This is a genomic window from Paenibacillus sp. FSL H8-0104 (genome assembly GCF_038050215.1).
In the GTDB taxonomy this organism is placed as follows: domain Bacteria; phylum Bacillota; class Bacilli; order Paenibacillales; family Paenibacillaceae; genus Paenibacillus; species Paenibacillus amylolyticus.
Genome location: NZ_JBBOTC010000001.1, coordinates 2,249,047 through 2,264,309 on the forward strand (window position 1 = coordinate 2,249,047; position 15,263 = coordinate 2,264,309).

Below are 15,263 nucleotides of genomic sequence, written 5' to 3' on the forward strand. Positions count from 1 at the left end.
TCTAACGGTCTTATAGACGGTCTTCATTGTAATTGTAATGTAGTGAGGCCTGCCTATGCAGGCCGACTGAACTTAAGGGAGTGTACCAAGATGAGAATAACAGACTTGATGATCCAGGAAACGATGATCATGGACCTGCAAGCCACAACCAAAGATGAGGCTATTGATGAACTAATTGCAAGCCTGAACCGAAGCGGACGAATCAATGATCCGGTCCTGTTCAAGGAAATGATCTATAAAAGAGAAGCTGAATCCAGCACAGGTATCGGTGGCGGAATTGCAATGCCACATGCCAAAACAACAGCGGTGAACGAACCAACAGTTGTATTTGCCAAGAGTAGAAAAGGGCTTGATTTTGAAGCGTTGGATGATCAGCCAGCTCATGTGTTCTTCATGATTGCGGCTCCAGAAGGCGCAGGTAATACCCATCTGCGTACGCTTGCAGCTCTTTCCAGGTTGTTGATTGATAGCGATTTCATCTCACAATTGATGAGTACAGATACACCAGCCGAAGTTAGTACATTGTTTGATGCCAAACAGGCTGAAGCAGCTGAGAAGGAAGCAGCCAAAGAAAAAGCAAAAGCTGAAAAAGCAGCAAATGCCGCATCCACTTCTACTACTGGTCAGCAACAGAATACTTCTGGTGTGATTGTAGGTAATGCCAATTCGGAAGATTTTGTTGTTGCGGTTACAGCCTGTCCAACCGGTATAGCTCATACGTTTATGGCTGAAGATGCACTTAAAAAGAAAGCTCAGGAAATGGGCATTAATATTCGCGTAGAGACAAACGGCTCTGAAGGAGCGCAGAATGTTCTCACTGCTGATGAGATCGCTCGTGCTAAAGGGGTTATCGTTGCCGCAGACAAAAATGTGGAGATGGCACGTTTCGATGGCAAACCGGTATTACAAAGACCGGTGAGTGATGGAATCCGTAAATCCGAAGAGCTGATTCGCAAGGCCGTTAACGGTGATGCACCGATCTATCGCAGCCAAGGCGGAAATGCCAAGGAAGAGGGCGCAAGCACTGGCAAAATTAGTGTAGGTAGCAAAATCTATAAAGATCTGATGAACGGTATCTCGCATATGCTGCCATTTGTTGTAGGTGGCGGTATCCTGCTAGCAATCTCCTTCTTGTTCGAACAACTCGCTAGCCCTGAGAATCCGATTGTACAATTGCTTCAAACGATCGGTGGCGGAACAGGTGCGTTCCACTTCCTGATTCCGGTACTTGCCGGATTTATCGCGATGAGTATTGGTGATCGCCCAGCCTTGATGCCTGGTATGGTCGGTGGATTGATGGCGGTTAACTCAAACGCCGGTTTCCTTGGTGGTTTGGCTGCCGGTTTCCTGGCGGGTTATGTAGTTATTGGTCTCCGTAAGTTGTTCAAAGGATTGCCAAAAGCGATTGATGGCTTGAAACCAATCTTGCTGTATCCGGTATTTGGTTTGCTGATCGTAGGTGCCATCAGTTTCTATGTCTTTGATCCAATCTTTGGTTCCCTGAACACCTGGCTTGTAGATGCACTGGGTAATCTGGGTACAGGTAATGCGGTATTGTTGGGCTTGCTGCTTGGCGGTATGATGTCCATCGATATGGGTGGACCATTCAACAAAGCGGCTTACACATTTGCTATTGGGGTATTCACATCCAGTGGTAACACAGACGGTGCATGGATGGCAGCGGTTATGGCAGGCGGTATGGTGCCTCCTCTGGCGATTGCACTTGCAACAACGTTCTTCAAATCCAAATTTACAGAGCAAGAACGCAAATCAGGCCTGACTAACTATGTACTTGGATTCTCTTTCATTACAGAAGGTGCAATTCCATTTGCTGCGGCTGATCCATTACGTGTATTGACTTCTTGTATTCTGGGTTCCGCTGTTGCTGGCGGATTGACACAACTGTGGAGCATTAATGTACCAGCTCCGCACGGCGGGATCTTTGTTGCAGCACTGGCGAACCACGCATTATTGTTCCTGCTGGCTGTTGCGATTGGTTCTGTGATCTCCGGTCTGATTCTGGGACTGTGGAAGAAGTCACCAACGCTTGTGAAGTAACAAATATAAGAAACATCTCCTGGGTGAAACTCACTTGGGGGATGTTTTTTATTTCAGCTTTTTGGTTAGGTAGTGGAAAGTTGCCTCCGGATTTGTGTAAAATGCTTATTTAGCTTTTACATTCATCTATGGTAAAATAAATATAATTATATTTTGAAACTGTGTTTCGTCTAATGAAACTTATGCGGGAGGAATTGGAATGTCTGATGTAATCAAAAGTCAGGTGCAGAAGCAGTTTGCGAAAAATGCTGGTAAATACGTGACGAGTTCGGGGCATGCCAAAGGTGAGGATCTCGCGTTGCTCGTGGCTTTATCTCAAGCCACTCCAGATATGAATGTGCTGGATATCGCCACTGGAGGAGGGCATGTCGCTAATGCATTGGCTCCACTTGTTCAGCGGGTGACAGCCCTCGATCTAACGGAAGAAATGCTTCAGGTAGCTGAAGCATTTATCCAGGGCAATGGACACCGTAATGTAGATTTTGTTGCCGGGGATGCAGAGAAGCTGCCATTCGATGATGATATCTATGACCTTGTGACCTGCCGAATCGCTGCTCACCATTTTCCGGACGTTTCTTCGTTTGTTCATGAGACATTACGAGTCATGAAGCCCGGTGGAAGGTTGTTATTCATTGACAACGTGGCACCTGAACGTGATGAGAATGACCAATTTTACAATGAAGTGGAGAAGTGCCGGGATGCAAGCCATGTTCGAGCATGGCGCAAGACGGAATGGATTCATATGCTGGAGTATGCGGGCTTCCGAATGGAAACGATGGTTTCCTTCCAGAAGCGCTTTAAGTTTGAAGAGTGGTGTAACCGTGCGGCACTGCCGGAACGGGAGAGAAGGGAACTTGAAGCAAGTATGTTGAGTGCACCGTCCATCATCCGAAAATTCTTCAACTTTGAAGTGACAACGAACGGGAAGCTCGACAGCTTCGAAGGGGAAAGTGTGTATATCCAAGCGATTAAACCGACTCATGTCTGATTAGGTAAAGACCATTTAGCTGGTTGAGCAGTTTATGCAACGGTAACAGGATGAATGTTGATAAAATAAAACAAGCAGAGTACCTTGAACAGGTAGTTCTGCTTGTTTTATTTTGTATATTTATAATCAAAGCGACGGTTCAGGGTTTTAGTATAACTTTGGTACATTCGTCTTCATGATCGTTGAAAATGCGGTATGCATCGCTTGCATTTTCCAGTGAAATCCGATGGGAGATGATCTCCGTTGGATCAAATTCACCAGCAGTGATTTTGCGGAACAATTCAGGCATGTAATGTATAACAGGAGCTTGTCCCATTTTAAGATTGATATTGCGTTCAAACAAATTACCTAACGGAAACATGTTGTAGGAAGAGCCATATACACCCGTAAGTTGGAGTGTACCGAATTTGCGGATTGCTTTCATACCGATTTCGATCGCACTCAGTGAACCGCCATGAAGTTTCAGCTTCTGTCCGATCTCCTCTAGCGTGGTTTTTTTACCATCCATACCTACACAGTCGATAACAACGTCGGTTCCGCCTTGTGTAATCTCACGAATGTGCTCACCCATATCATCGTAATCTTCGAAATTAAAGATCTCTGCATCGTTCAAACGTTTGGCTTTCTCCAGTCGATAGGGCAGGCGATCCACAGCAATAACGCGTTTGGCACCTTTCATCCAGGCGAACTTCTGCGTCATCAGCCCAATGGGTCCACTACCGAGTACAGTGACCGTATCTCCCGGTTTAACTCCGGCATTCTCCACGCTCCAATATGCGGTTGGAAGAACATCGGACAGGAATAATAAAGCCTCATCTTCCAGTTCACAGGATTCAGGAATCACAAACGGAGTGAAGTTCCCGTAGGGAACACGCAATAATTCTGCCTGACCTCCGGGGTGGTTTCCGTAACGTTCGGTGAATCCAAAATATCCACCTGTATGAATATCCGGATTGCCATTGGAATTATCGCACTGGCTCTCCATGTCATGATTGCAATAGAAGCATTCACCACAAGCGATGTTAAAAGGCAGGACCACACGGTCCCCCTTCTTCACACGTGTCACTTCTGGACCTACTTCTTCTACAATGCCCATCGGTTCATGACCGATAACGTAATCTTTGGCAGCAGGCAAGGCTCCCTGATAAATATGCAGATCCGATCCACATATAGCTGTGGAAGTAATACGAACGATAATGTCATCCTTCTGTTGCAGTTTGGGATCTTCAACCTCTTTGACTTGAATGTCCTTGATTCCCTGAAACGTAACGGCTCTCATCTTTCATATTCCTCCTTATATAGTGGGATTCTCTGACAATTACCCCATTTCAGCTTAAATGATAGATATACATACTAAATTAAACGACAGGCCATTTTACTTTACGCAAGGCATTGAGCAACTCAGGCGGCGCATTCAGATTGTCACGGACCAGATCCTGCGGGGTTAACGCCATCCACTGATTCAGCGATACATCCTCGAATCGATCACTTCGGAATATCTCCAAAAACCATAAAGTGTCTGTGCTGGTATTTTGTATATAGTGTCCCATTGCGACAGGAACATATCCGACATCTCCAGCCCGATAGTCAAATGTGCGAGCAATGCCATTGCCTCCAAAGACAGTCATTCTCCCTTGTCCTGTCAGATAGTATTGCCATTCATCTGCATTGGGATGCCAGTGCAGTTCACGCATGGCGCCAGGTCGGATCTCAACGAGTGCGGCTGCAACGGTAGTTGAGATGGGGAAGTTGGTGGAGTCGACAATCCGGACGCTTCCGCCGGGGGTAATGAGTGGTTCCTGGGCCAGCAATCGGTGTTTGAATGTGAGAGGAACAGTACCATATGGCGACTGAACTTCTTGGCTCTCGATGGAACCCGGGACGGTATCTTGGAAAATGTAGACCTGTTCCATCGGCATTGACTGAAAAGCGGATTCGGGCACGCCGAAATTGACAGACAATACCTCTGGTGGGGTATGGGCAAACCAATCGGATATGGATAACGTATTCAGATCGGAGAAGGACCCGTCATCAAACACAAGCAGAAATTCACAACCATCCTCCAGTCCCTGAATGGAATGGGGTAGACCCTTGGGGAAAAACCAGAGATCGCCAGGCCCGACATCCGCAATAAAATTACGTCCGTTCTGATCTACCGAAGTGATTCTTGCCGTTCCCCAGATCATATAGGCCCACTCGGATTGCTGATGCCAGTGCAATTCCCTTACACCTCCCGGTGTCAGGCTCATGTTCACACCTGCCAGTGTAGTGGCAATAGGGAGATCCCGTACGGTGATTTCACGTGACCAACCCCCATGGTTCAATTGCATATGGGTATCGGAAAAAGACATTCTCAGATTGGGCAATAACCCGTTATCGGTTGCCGGAGGTACCAGCATATCGGGGTTTTGTATATCTCTCATGACGTCTCTGGGTCCCAGATCAGGTCCACCAGCGCCATCACTGCGAATGGGTTGCGGGATAATAAATGATTTTTCGTTAGGTTGCTGTCCTTTAGTCATTGAGTGATCCCTCCAGATTCAATAACATGTCACACGCGACATTGTATCGTTATGTTTACACCTATGAATCAGGGCCTGGATAATATGAGGGACAAACGACAAAAAAAGACGTGACCGCATGTGATCACGTCTTTATTCCAGACTACATTGTACGAAAACGCTGCTCGTAGATCTCGTTTACCCGCTTTAAAACAGCAGGGCCTTGCTCTGTGAAACGAAGCACTGTCGCTTTATTTTTAACCAGGAACGCACCGGATTCGTGTCTGGCTGGGGATAAGGCCGCATTGTAGAGCAACGAAGCGCCATGGCTTGGATGAGGAAAGAACCATTTCATGATAGGTTTGATATAGAAGGGCAGGCCGGATGTTTTGTTGCCCCTTAGCGTGTTATTTCCACCGGGATCTACGCTTAGTAATTGTATGCCATCCGCACTGGCAGACTTGGCAACCTCGCGTGTCCATAGGGATAAGCCGAGCTTCGAGGTGGCATAAGGACCAAACAGCTTTTTGAATTCGGCTGGACGTTCCAGGATGTTCATATCAAATTGTCTGACCATATTGAACGAGGTGGTGGAAGTATTAATAACTGTTTTCATCTGTCCTTTGAGTAATCGCTCAACTAATTCCATGTAGATGATGTAAGGGACTATCGTCTGAAGTTCAAAGTGCAGTTCATGCCCCTGATCAGAGAAACGAAGTTCGGCAGCGCTACCCCCGGCATTGTTAAACAAGACATCAATCGAATCGGTATCGGATTTAATCTGATCCAGTGCAGTTCTCAGACTGTCATAGTTGGTCAGGTTAGCCTGAACCCAACGGAGCTGGCCTGAACGTAAGGCGTTCTGAATATCGGTATCCTCGGATGGGAAAGCAGAACGGTTGAGACCGATTACCTGCCATCTCTCAGCGAGTAACCTGCGTGTCAGTTCAAGACCAATTCCTGACGTTGAACCTGTGATGAGAGCGGTGCGAAGCTGATTTTGTATATTCATATATACCTCCAGATAGAATGGGATTACAGAACGAATCTGTATGCTGCGCTCATTCTATAACTTGGAGTCGACTCCAAGTCAAGGGGTGTTGGGATGGAATGGATCATGCTTGACTTGGAGTCAGCTCCAAGTTGTAATATGGAGAGAAATGAATGTGGAGGAGGCCCATATGATGAGTGAGAATGAAGTGTTCTCCATTAAAGAAACGTCAGAACAGGCCGGATTATCAGAAGATACAATTCGTTATTATGAGAAGATTGGGCTGCTTCCCCGAGCGGAACGCAAGGCCAATCGCCATCGGGTATATCGCTCGGAGGATATCCATACGATGAAGTTGATCACTTGCCTGAAAAAAACAGGAATGTCTCTGGAGGAAATGAAGCCTTATTTACAAATGTCCATGGATTCCGATCTCTCAGATTTCCCGGATGAACGGGAGATGCTGGTGAATCACCGGAAGAAAGTTGAAGCACAGATTGCTTCGCTACAGCAGGTGGTTGATTTTATCGACGAGAAGTTGGAGAAACGAAGTATGTATCCTGATGAATGTCCTATTACCAGGGAGAACCAGATGTCTGTTTTTGAAAAACAGAGCCTATTCTCTTGATGGCACTGCTGCCTATATGAATCTGAAAACCCACGTCATGATGACGCGGGTCTTTTTGTTGTTTCTAGTATTTAATATCGAGTGTATGACGAAGTCGTTTGATATCGCTTTTGGGAGGGAGACCATACATGCGGGCATACTCCCGGCTGAATTGAGACGGACTTTCATAGCCAACCTGGAACGCAGCGTCGGCGGCATCGGTTGAACCTGCAAGCAACATTCGCCGGGCTTCATGCAATCGAATTTGTTTCTGGAATTGCAAAGGGCTCATGGCGGTAATGGCTTTGAAATGATGATGTAATGAGGAAGAACTCATGTTGATCATGGCAGCAAGTTGCTCAATCCGAAGTGGCTTAGCGTAATCGGATTGGATGACTTCGATCACCTCGGCGATGTGCTGTGCATGACTGTCCTGAATCGCAAACTGCTTGATGGAATGTCCATGTTCATCCTGAATAATACGATATAGAATCTCGCGGATAAACATAGGGGCAAGGACGGGAATGTCTTCAGGTGTATCCAGCAGCCGAACCAATCGGATCACGGCTTCAAGAAGGGAAGGTTTGGTTGAGCTAACAAACAATCCTCTCCGTGTTGAATGGTCAGGTTTGGGTTGTGCAGAAGGCGTATCCTGAATCAGATCGAAAATCTGTCCTGAATCAAAATCGAGTCGAATACATAGATAGGGATGTTTGATTGTAGCCTTTACAACCTGCCCTGAAATAGGCAAGTTTACGGAAGCTACCAAGTATTGTGACAAGTCGTAGGTGTAGCTCTCGCGGCCGAGTATAACTAATTTGGAACCTTGGGCGACAATGCAGAGGGCAGGCTGATGAACGGAGTATATGGGTTGTGAGATCTCGGAGGCACGGATTAAGGCAAGGGATGGAATTGCTGTTGTATGTATCCCATCATTTGGGGTGAAATGCTCAATAAGTTGAGCCAATTGTTGCTGCTGCTCCGTGATGCCCGTATCCGTTTCATTTGTTTTGATAAGCATGAATTGCAGTCCCCCTTGTAAACCACGATTACTATTATTTTAAAATGCTCTGGAGGAATAGGCAAGAATACTGCGGGATTTTTCTATCGTACAACGACTGATCCTCTACATAATGGAGATAAGCAACGGAATCTTTTGAAGCAGAAAGGAGTGAGAGACAATGGAGCGCAATTCAATGGGCAACCAACAAGAACCAAAACACCCGTATGTAGGAAACATATAGAGTACGTGGATGATACGGGATTTACAGCGGATGGAGACTTCAGGGACGGCGTTTTGTATCATGCAGGCATGGTTTTGTATAGAGAAAATGTACAATAACAACTAAATAAGGAGTGATTTAATATGTCCAATGTAAAAGGGAAAGTGGTTGTCATTACCGGTGCGAGTAGTGGAATTGGCGAGTCAACAGCTCGATTGCTTGCACAGCATGGAGCACATGTAGTTATTGGAGCTAGACGTATGGAACGTTTGGAGGCATTGGCCTCCTCCATTCGTGTGGAAGGCGGATCGGTGGAGTATCATTCGCTGGATGTTACCCGATTGGAAGAGATGCAAACCATCGTTGACCTCGCTCAAACTCGCTATGGACGTGTCGATGTTATTTTAAATAACGCTGGAGTTATGCCGCTATCTCCCCTTGAATCGTTAAAAGTAGATGAGTGGAATCGCATGATAGATGTTAACATTCGTGGTGTTCTGCATGGCATTGCGGCTGGACTGCCCGTCATGAAAAAGCAGGGTTTCGGCCAGTTTATTAATATCGCCTCTATTGGAGCCTATGCCGTGTCACCAACGGCAGCGGTGTATTGTGCAACCAAATACGCGGTCCGCGCCATTTCGGAGGGGTTGCGACAGGAAGTAGGCGGAGGTATCCGTGTAACCCTTGTATCACCGGGCGTGACGGAATCGGAACTCGCGGATACGATTTCTGATGAAGAAGCACGTGATCTCATGAAAGAGTATCGGCGCATATCCATTCCCGCCTCGGCGATTGCGCAAAGTATATTGTTCGCCATTAGCCAGCCGGCAGAGGTGGACGTAAATGAGATTGTAGTGAGACCGACAGCAAGCATGGCTTAAGTTCGGATCCTCTTTTGGTATATAATAGATTCAATTGATACGAAAAGAGGAATAGTGCAGTGACATTACAACAACTAAAATATGTGATCGAAGTTGCCACGCGCGGTTCCATGAATGAAGCAGCCAAAAGGTTGTTTATCTCGCAACCCAGCCTTTCGAATGCCATTCGGGATCTGGAGCAGGAGTTGCGAATTACTATTTTTGAACGTACCAATAAGGGAATATCTCTGTCTAAAGAAGGCGTTGAGTTTCTGAGTTATGCACGTCAGGTGGTAGAACAAGCTGAATTGCTGGAGAATCGTTATCTGAACGCCAAGCCATCCCCGCAGCACTTCTCTGTATCGACGCAGCATTATGCGTTTGCAGTGAATGCCTTTGTTCGTCTGGTACAGCAGTATGGTCAGGATGAATACGAGTTGGCGCTTCGGGAGACAAAGACCTACGAGATTATTCAGGACGTGAAAAGCCTGCGCAGTGAAATTGGCATCCTGTATTTGAATGAGTTCAATGCCAAGGTAATTAACAAATTGTTAAAAGATGCGGGGCTGGTTTTCACCAGTTTGTTCACAGCCAAGCCTCATATCTTTATCAGTGTGAAGAACCCGCTGGCGAAGCAGGAGTCGGTTGCAATCGAGCAACTGCAGGATTATCCCTACTTGTCATTTGATCAGGGAGAGTACAATTCCTTTCATTTTTCCGAAGAGATCCTGAGCACGTTATCTCACCCCAAAAGCATACAGGTCAATGACCGCGCAACATTGTTTAACCTGTTGATTGGTCTGAATGGTTATACGATTTCTACAGGTGTACTTAGCGCTGATCTGAACGGAGACGAGATCATTCCTGTTCCGCTGGAATGTGAGGAGTCCATTAATGTAGGGTGGATAAGCCACAAGAGCACTTCTCTCTCTAATCTGGGTGTAGCATATGTCCAGGCTCTGCATGAGGCCATAGGGTCTTAGAAGTGTTAAATGGTTCATCAAAAGGCCGTTTCCGAATGAGTCGGAACGGTTTTTTGTTGTACTATGATCTTTAAAGTATAGGGTGGTATGTTGTCATCCCGTGTAATAGAATGAAGGTATATGTCGAATGTGTGCAATAGATTGAAGGGAGAACGGTTAGTGAGAGTTCTGTATCGGAATAAAAGTGAACAGCATGAGCTGACGGTATATGATACCAAAAAGCTTTATGGAGAGAAGGGCCAGTTTCGTGTATTAGAATTCTCCAACGCAGCTGTGCAGGGAGCCATGGATCTGGATGAGCCTAACCGGATGGTGTTGGAGTATCCGAGAGCGATAGTGCATCTAATGGAACGGAATGATCCTGAGTTTGATACCGTATTTGTGGTGGGACATGGTATTGGCACATTGCCAACCTACTTGTCTCATCGTCAGGTAAAGGTGGTTGAGCTTGACGCAGAGGTCGTGGAGTTGAGCCGGACCTTTTTTGGATATGAGGGAAGTCCTGTGCTCATTGGGGATGGTCGTGAATTATTGGGCCAGGAACCTGCTGCGTCATATGATTATATTATTATTGATGCTTTTACGGCAACGGGTACACCCGAGCAGTTTATATCCAGTGATTTTTTTGCCATGGTCAAGGACAAGCTGGACTCGGACGGAGCTGTGATCCTTAATGTGTTCGGGCGTGCGGGCAATGATCGGCTTGTCAATGCGATCTATACGACACTTCAGGCACAGTTTGCCTATACACGTGCATTCGCATTACCTACAGAAACAGCGGATGAAGTTCAAAATCGCATTTTAATGGGTAGTCATCACCCGATCGAATTTCAGGTTCGTCAGATGGCAGGGTTTGTTGAACAAGAGCCAGAAGAAGGATATATCATTGTCGATTAGGGCGATCCTGAACAGTGATTCTTCCAGGGAAAGTAAAATGTCATTAAATCGTCAATCTTACGATGTAATTGTTAAGATTTCTCAGTCTCTTTATTTGATCTTAACAACTTTCGTATAAGATAGAAGGAATATGCTTTTTCATGAAAATCCGGGGGAAGTAAACGATGATTGCACAGATCAAGAGATCTAGAAGATTACGAAGAAAAATAAAAAACATCAAGAAGATCAGCCTCACGGCTTTACTCGGCGGGTTGGTCACTATTTCAGTTATAATGACATTGACCCTCATGGTCATCTCATCTTATACATCTCAGAAACAGTCACTCATTGATAACACCCTGTCCTTAAACTATGCAAGCGCTGTGCAAATGAGTCAAACGCTGGATTCGCTTTTTTATTCCATGCAGGAGAGCTTGAAATATGCAGCCAATTATTTCCCGGATATGGATCACTCCAATACAAAAGAGTTGAATTCCACATTGGATTTAGTTCGCAATAGCAGTAATTTTTTCAATTCCGTTTCTTTGGTAAATAAAGCGGGGGTAGTCAGGTCAACCTCACCTTACTCAGAGGCTAGTGTAGGTCACCATGTTAGTTCCAATGCAGCAAAAGAAGCGGTTAAATTGAGAACTTCGTATATCTCCGAAGCGTACCAGACACCCAGAACCAAACGCAGAATTGTATTTGTCAGTGAACCGATCTTTGATTCGGCAGGGGAGTACCAAGGAACGATTGGTGGAAATATCTTTTTACAGGAAAATAATATATTGAGTCTGTCTTTTGGCAGTCAGCTCAAGACAAGTAATGGTTCCTACTTTTTTATTGTGGATAAGAAGGGCACATTGTTATTTCACCCAAACACCAACCGAATTGGTGAAAATGTCAGTAAAAATGAAGTGGTGCAAAAGCTGCTAGTAAACAAGAACGGTAAAGAACAATACAAAAACCTGGCAGGTGTGGATTCGCTTGCAGGTTATTACAAAGTTCCATCAACAGGTTGGGGCGTCGTAATCGTGTCTCCAACCCAAACGGTGTACGATCAGTTGAATCATCATATCCGTATGTTGTTGCTGTACACCTCAGTGCCTTTTCTGATCCTGACCCTTATTGTGGTTCGGGTTGCACGCAAGCTGGCCAGTCCTTTTGCTATGCTGGCTGATTTGGTGAATCAGGTCGATAAGGGACAAGTAGATCTGCCTGTGATGAAGCCTCACTGGAATAGAGAGGCAGACCTTCTAACAAGAGCAGTTGTTGGCGCATTGGCGAACTTTAGGAAACAGACAAACCAGCTTGTCTATGATGCCAGAACCGATGTTTTAACAGGCATGAACAATCGCAGAACCTTCGAAGAAGTCATTCAGGAATGGATTCAGGATGAGGTGCCATTCTCCATTATTGTTCTGGATATCGACCGCTTCAAGTCCATTAATGATACATTCGGGCATCATGCTGGGGATGAAGTATTAAAACACATTGCCAATATCATTCAATTGTCTGTTCGACCAGAAGATGTCTGCGCCAGGTTTGGTGGAGAGGAATTTGTAGTCTTGTTAAGAAATTCCGAGTCTAACGTCGCTTTTGAGATTGCTGAACGTATCCGAATAACGGTCGAAGAAAGCGTATTGCCTATAGATCGTTCCGTGACCATCTCGGCTGGAATTGCTGAATATCCGAAGCACTCCACAACATCCACAGAACTGTTTCACTTGGCGGATAATGCACTGTATCAAGCGAAGGAAGAGGGACGTAACCGTACGGTTACGATCCAATCGGTTATTAAATAAGCGAGCAAAGAAGCTGTTCCCTAAAAACCAGGGACAGCTTCTTTTGTGTACTATACCTCTTGTGAGGATCTGGCCAGAACCTCATTTGTATACGTTTCTCCCCAATCTCGCATGCTGAAGATAATCGGCCTTAACGTTTCACCGAATGGTGTGAGGGAATACTCCACTTTAGGTGGGATCTGGGGGTATATTTCACGATGAACAATTCCGCTGCTTTCCAACTCTCGAAGTTGCAGGGTGAGCATACGCTGGGTGATGTCAGGAAACAATTTTCGGATCTCGTTAAATCTCAAAGGACCGGAGAATAAATGATACAAAATGGCACCTTTCCATTTGCCTCCGATCACACTGAGGGTAACTTCCACGGAACAGCCGTATGGCGCGGGACATAGCTTGGTTGCGTCCTTTTTCATTATAAGTACACCTCCACTTTCCGGTGATTTTCTATAGTATCTATTTGGGTGGTTATATTACATAACGTACGTATAGTTCATGAAAGAGCATATCACTTATGATGCGGATTATAAACCCTAATTATAGTTGAAGGCAGATGTGTTGATGTCTATAAGATAAAAAAAGAGCCCGGGTTTTAGGCTCTTCGCTGGATGAATAAAATATGATGATGAGCGTATATACGCTACTTCAGTGACGTTAGAATGGAGTCACATAGAGCCATCGTTGCAATATTATCCTTGGCACTGGAATGTGGGACAGTCTGATTCTGGCAACACGCGATGAAGTGCGCCATTTCACCAACAAACCCGCGTAGATAAAGGTCCCGATAAGCTCCGGACATTGGAGATCCGGAAGGTGTATACACAGTATCTTGCTCCTCGAGAGATTTCCAGGGAAGGCTGGTCGAGCTTCGGGATTGATGAACAGTAAGTGTGTTGATCTCTTCAGCTGACGCAAATCCGTTGTCAAAGGTGACGAGTACACTTTCACTTTCCCGTGACCAAGCACTCATGCCGGTAAAATAAGCGCTACCTACTACGTTATTTTCAAATACAAGGGAAATGCTTTGATTAATGTGTTCCCCATCCTTCACGGTTGTGCCTGTAACTCGTATTGCTTCTCCGAATAAGTAACGCATCAGATCAACCATATGAATGGCAGCGAGCTTCATGAACTGTTCCTCATCCTTGCAAAATGGGGTACTGTCTACAGCAAATTTCATCTGGAATGAACGTACCTTACCTAGCGAACTTCTATCAATTAGCTCCTTCAACTTCATGTATATGGGGGCATAACGCTTCATAAAACCGACCATGACAACGACGCCAGCCTGCTCGGCAGCTTCTGCTACAGTCGCGGCTTCCGCTGCGTTCCATCCGAGCGGCTTATCCACGTATACATTCTTGCCAGCCCGAATGCATTCGAGAACAAGAGCGGTCTGATCTACAGGCTGGGCGACCACAACGACTCCGTCACAGATTTCCTGCTGCAACATAAGCTGAGCATTGTCATACGCTTGTCCGTTGCTGCCAAATCGCAGCAGAGCTGCTTCAGAGCGTTCCATACTGCGTGTGGCAATGGCCTGGATCTGCGCTCCGGCTTCAACAACAGAAGGGTAAATATTCGTGGATGCATGAAACCCGGCACCGATAAAGCACAGATGGGTTGTTTTCAAGGTGGATCTCTCCTTCATTTTTGCATTCGTATGGATGGTATATTTGTTGTTTAATGCTACGATAGGGTGTTTGAAGTTGAGAAAAAAGGACATATGTCCTATTCTTGAATGAATAAAAAAGAAGTTGCATTTTTATTTTGGAGCATGTATACTCTGAATTACGGTAAAACAAGGAATTGTTTCACCAGAACGCTTTTCATCGATGGATGAGGAGATACATATTATGCGGTCGTGGCGGAATTGGCAGACGCGCACGGTTCAGGTCCGTGTGGGCTAACCCCCGTGGAGGTTCGAGTCCTCTCGACCGCATCTAACAAAAAAGGTTCGTGAGTTGCTCTAGGGCAATTCACGAACCTTTTTTTATTTTGTGGATCATTCGTGTGAAGCCTACATTTTGCTACCAGCATGCCAATGCTAATGTTGCCGCTGGCGCAGAATGACTGCCGTGATGATCCCGGCAATGGCTCCTGCAATACCAAATAGCGTTACACTGGCAACCACTTCAACCGACTGGAGACGAAACAAAAAAGCGATACCGCTGCCAAAAGTGGTTCCGGCGAGAAATCCGAGCGAAATTCCTAATTCTTTCGTTAATTTCATTGCTTCACCTACTTGGAAATGTGAGATATGGATTTGCAAATATTGGGTACAGGCAGTAAAGTGTGATCAGGAAAATCATCACATTTTATTTCCTTTTTTATCTTGTGGTTTTAACCCGTTAATTATGCATGATATCTCATA

The 15,263-nt window shown here is 45.6% G+C and carries 14 protein-coding genes, 1 tRNA gene and 1 pseudogene; 9 read left to right on the forward strand and 7 right to left on the reverse strand.

Annotation, left to right across the window (positions count from 1 at the left end):
- Positions 1–90 precede the first annotated feature (90 nt).
- Together NST38_RS10190 and NST38_RS10195 are read left to right on the forward strand one after the other, a co-directional pair.
- Positions 91–2,058 carry a PTS fructose transporter subunit IIABC gene (locus tag NST38_RS10190; RefSeq protein WP_076249937.1) on the forward strand — a complete coding sequence of 656 codons (1,968 nt, stop codon included), beginning with the start codon at positions 91–93 and terminating at the stop codon, positions 2,056–2,058.
- Between the two features lie 199 nt (positions 2,059–2,257).
- Positions 2,258–3,046 (forward strand): class I SAM-dependent methyltransferase, encoded by a 789-nt coding sequence (locus tag NST38_RS10195; protein ID WP_076249936.1) that lies wholly within the window; start codon positions 2,258–2,260, stop codon positions 3,044–3,046.
- Positions 3,047–3,185: 139 nt separating this feature from the next.
- Here NST38_RS10195 and NST38_RS10200 read toward each other — a convergent pair whose 3' ends face one another.
- The 3 genes from NST38_RS10200 to NST38_RS10210 all read right to left on the reverse strand — a co-directional run bounded on the left by NST38_RS10200 (position 3,186) and on the right by NST38_RS10210 (position 6,559).
- Complete coding sequence (locus tag NST38_RS10200) at positions 3,186–4,325, reverse strand: zinc-dependent alcohol dehydrogenase (RefSeq protein WP_036609757.1); 1,140 nt, start codon at positions 4,323–4,325, stop codon at positions 3,186–3,188.
- A 79-nt stretch (positions 4,326–4,404) separates the two neighbouring features.
- On the reverse strand, positions 4,405–5,568 hold the full coding sequence (locus tag NST38_RS10205) for an oxalate decarboxylase family bicupin (RefSeq protein ID WP_076249935.1): 1,164 nt from the start codon (positions 5,566–5,568) through the stop codon (positions 4,405–4,407).
- 142 nt (positions 5,569–5,710) lie between these two features.
- Complete coding sequence (locus tag NST38_RS10210) at positions 5,711–6,559, reverse strand: SDR family NAD(P)-dependent oxidoreductase (RefSeq protein ID WP_076249934.1); 849 nt, start codon at positions 6,557–6,559, stop codon at positions 5,711–5,713.
- 172 nt (positions 6,560–6,731) lie between these two features.
- On the opposite strand from NST38_RS10210, the gene NST38_RS10215 reads away from it, so the two are divergent.
- Positions 6,732–7,166, forward strand: a complete 435-nt coding sequence (locus NST38_RS10215; protein WP_306068485.1) for a MerR family transcriptional regulator — start codon at positions 6,732–6,734, stop codon at positions 7,164–7,166.
- Positions 7,167–7,230: 64 nt separating this feature from the next.
- On the opposite strand, the gene NST38_RS10220 is transcribed toward NST38_RS10215, so the two are convergent.
- The gene (locus NST38_RS10220) at positions 7,231–8,166 is read right to left on the reverse strand and encodes an AraC family transcriptional regulator (protein WP_076249932.1); all 936 of its coding nucleotides are present in this window, start codon (positions 8,164–8,166) and stop codon (positions 7,231–7,233) included.
- Positions 8,167–8,382: 216 nt separating this feature from the next.
- On the opposite strand from NST38_RS10220, the pseudogene NST38_RS10225 reads away from it, so the two are divergent.
- The 5 genes and pseudogenes from NST38_RS10225 to NST38_RS10245 form a co-directional block, all read left to right on the forward strand.
- Positions 8,383–8,487, forward strand: a pseudogene (locus NST38_RS10225) (Atu4866 domain-containing protein); the annotation flags it as partial.
- A gap of 24 nt (positions 8,488–8,511) precedes the next feature.
- Positions 8,512–9,249 carry an SDR family oxidoreductase gene (locus NST38_RS10230; RefSeq protein WP_076249931.1) on the forward strand — a complete coding sequence of 246 codons (738 nt, stop codon included), beginning with the start codon at positions 8,512–8,514 and terminating at the stop codon, positions 9,247–9,249.
- A 59-nt stretch (positions 9,250–9,308) separates the two neighbouring features.
- A complete protein-coding gene (locus tag NST38_RS10235) occupies positions 9,309–10,211 on the forward strand; it encodes a LysR family transcriptional regulator (protein WP_017689438.1) in 903 nt (300 codons plus the stop codon).
- A 159-nt stretch (positions 10,212–10,370) separates the two neighbouring features.
- Entirely contained in the window at positions 10,371–11,108 is a 738-nt protein-coding gene (locus NST38_RS10240) for a spermidine synthase (RefSeq protein ID WP_076249930.1), read from the forward strand.
- A gap of 272 nt (positions 11,109–11,380) precedes the next feature.
- Positions 11,381–12,892 carry a sensor domain-containing diguanylate cyclase gene (locus NST38_RS10245; RefSeq protein WP_306068484.1) on the forward strand — a complete coding sequence of 504 codons (1,512 nt, stop codon included), beginning with the start codon at positions 11,381–11,383 and terminating at the stop codon, positions 12,890–12,892.
- 50 nt (positions 12,893–12,942) lie between these two features.
- Here NST38_RS10245 and NST38_RS10250 read toward each other — a convergent pair whose 3' ends face one another.
- Both NST38_RS10250 and NST38_RS10255 read right to left on the reverse strand, forming a co-directional pair.
- Positions 12,943–13,305, reverse strand: a complete 363-nt coding sequence (locus NST38_RS10250) for a winged helix-turn-helix transcriptional regulator (RefSeq protein WP_036609739.1) — start codon at positions 13,303–13,305, stop codon at positions 12,943–12,945.
- Between the two features lie 224 nt (positions 13,306–13,529).
- Positions 13,530–14,522: a Gfo/Idh/MocA family protein gene (locus tag NST38_RS10255; protein WP_076249928.1), complete on the reverse strand. Its 993-nt coding sequence runs from the start codon at positions 14,520–14,522 to the stop codon at positions 13,530–13,532.
- 225 nt (positions 14,523–14,747) lie between these two features.
- Here NST38_RS10255 and NST38_RS10260 point away from each other — a divergent pair.
- A tRNA-Leu gene (locus tag NST38_RS10260) sits at positions 14,748–14,831 on the forward strand.
- A 105-nt stretch (positions 14,832–14,936) separates the two neighbouring features.
- On the opposite strand, the gene NST38_RS10265 is transcribed toward NST38_RS10260, so the two are convergent.
- Entirely contained in the window at positions 14,937–15,122 is a 186-nt protein-coding gene (locus tag NST38_RS10265; RefSeq protein WP_036609735.1) for a hypothetical protein, read from the reverse strand.
- Between the last annotated feature and the right edge of the window lie 141 nt (positions 15,123–15,263).